Annotated in this window: 1 protein-coding gene; it reads left to right on the top strand. The window is 38.8% G+C overall.

The window, feature by feature from the left end; genetic code table 11:
• Positions 1 to 684: 684 nt before the first annotated feature.
• On the top strand, positions 685 to 2,498 hold a 1,814-nt coding region (locus tag AFK68_RS01930; protein ID WP_143437424.1), incomplete at its 3' end, for a filamentous hemagglutinin N-terminal domain-containing protein.

Below are 2,498 nucleotides of genomic sequence, written 5' to 3'. Positions count from 1 at the left end.
TGAAAAAATGTACTCCTGCCATTAGGATAAAATTCTCTTAATTTCATCGCTGCTTCTCTGCTAATAGCAGGTCCGAATTCTGAAGAACTAAAAGCATGCCGAAAAGTTTAAAGCTTCTCCTAATAATATTATGTTCGGATAATCACTTATAATAAAGTTTTTGTTTGTAGAATAGCTCTCAGCCCCAACTTTAGATAGGGCTGAGAGCTATACTACGAACTTTAATTATAACTATTCAACCGGACATGATATAAGTCATTGCGACTGTCACTCCGTGGAAGGTTTGCGGAGCATTCCGGAACGGATAGCAATCTCATGGGTTTCACGAGATTGCTTCCGCTTTGTCGCTGCAGACTACTTTTCAACCAGATATGATTATCTTCCCAGTAAATTTACGGCAACAAGCAATATTCACCTCAATTAAAGTTCAGTATCTTTACTATTATGGATTGATATACAGATAAATAATATATATTATGATATATAATGATGGAGGTTCTATAGACATCCTACTACGCAACGCGATCGCGCTGCCCAGATGAGGGGATGAAACAAGTCCCCCTGTGGAATTTCATTCTCAATTGTGCCATTCCACTAAAACTATTGTCAGAGTGCCTCTTCTACGTTTCTTAACCCAATCTATCAAACTTTTGATGCCAACCCCACTTAATATTGAATATTTTTATGAAACGGACTTTTGTAGAATCTTACAGAATAAAAGCTCTGACTATAATTTTAGGAGCATTGGCCATAGCACCCCCGGCTAACTCCCAACCTATAACTCCGGCCAACGACGGCACAGGTACAACTGTCACCCCACAGGGCAACCAATTTAATATTGAAGGCGGCACCCGCAATGGAGCTAACCTATTCCATAGCTTTGACAAATTTAATGTCCCTACCAACAAAACTGCTAATTTCCTTACCACCCCCGACACTCAGAATATTCTCGGTAGAGTCACAGGAGGGAACGCTTCTTATATTAATGGTCTCATCCAAGTCCTCGGTGGTAACTCTAACCTCTTCCTAATGAACCCCGCAGGTATTATGTTCGGTCAAAATGCTACCCTCAACATTCCTGCTTCCTTCAGCGTTACGACTGCTACAGGTATTGGTTTTGACAGCAAGAATTTCTGGTTTCAAGCAATGGGCACAAACGACTACTCAAATTTAGTCGGAAACCCCAGTGGCTACAAATTTAATGTATCTAACCCAGGCGCTATAGTTAATCAAGGAGATTTAAGTTTAAACCCTGGAGAAAATTTAACCTTATTAGGTGGCACAGTTATTAATACCGGGGAACTCTCCACTGCAGGGGGTAATATTACCATCGCAGCAGTAGAAGGTGGTAGTGTCTTAAGAATATCTCAACCAGGACATATATTAAGTTTAGAAGTAGGGACGTTGGATGTAACGTCTCTACAGAATGGAGAAGATATTGCTGGTATAAACCCCTTATCTTTAGCAACACTTTTAACAGGTGGAGAAATAGCTCAGGCTACATCTGTCATAGTTAATGCTAATGGTGATGTGGTATTGACAGACTCAAATACTCTAGTTGCCGATACTCCAGGAGATGCTATTGTCTCTGGCAATATAGATGTATCAACTACTTCCCTTTCACAGCAACAGGGGGGATCTAATCCCGGAAACCAAGTAAATGTATTAGGCTCGCGCGTAGCTCTTATCAATACCACTATCAAGGCGGATGCTTTAAATGGTGGAGGAACAGTATTAATAGGAGGCGACTTTCAAGGCAATGGAATTGTTCCTAATTCTCAGCAAACTTTTGTAAATCAAAACTCCTTTATTTCTGCCGATGCTATTACAAATGGAGATGGAGGAAGAGTAATAATTTGGTCTAATGGAATTACTAATTTTGCGGGAAATATTAGTGCTAAAGGTGGAGAAATTTCTGGAGATGGAGGGTTTGTTGAAGTTTCGGGAAAAGAAGAATTAATATTTAATGGAAATGTTAATGTTAGTGCAGCTTTTGGTAATCCAGGCACAATTTTATTAGACCCAGAAAATGTGACGGTGGGAGAGGATAATTCGGAATTCTCAGATACAGAAAATACAGATTCTCAGACAACAGAAAATTCTGATAATTCAGAACCTAGAGAAACAGAAGGGGATAATTTGGAAGTTGCATCTACAGAAAATACAGATTCAGACACAACAGAAATTGCTAATAATTCGGAAGTCTCAGCTACAGAAAATACAGATTCTCAGACAACAGAAAATTCTGATAATTCAGAACCTACAGAAACAGAAACTCCTATTGACCCTTTTGCTCAAGATGAGAATGCTGATGTGACAATTTCGGCTGAAAATTTAGGGGAATTATCAGGGGATGTTATTCTTCTAGCTGATAATGATATAACAATCAATGAAAAGATAGAAACTGATTCATCTGTAGAATTAAAAGCTGGTCGAAGTATTAATATAAATGCGGATATTGATACATCAGTTGGAAATGGAAATATTGATTTGTTTGG

Source organism: Hydrocoleum sp. CS-953 (genome assembly GCF_002260545.1).
Lineage (GTDB): Bacteria > Cyanobacteriota > Cyanobacteriia > Cyanobacteriales > Microcoleaceae > Trichodesmium.
This window is presented reverse-complemented; position numbering and strand designations above follow the sequence as displayed.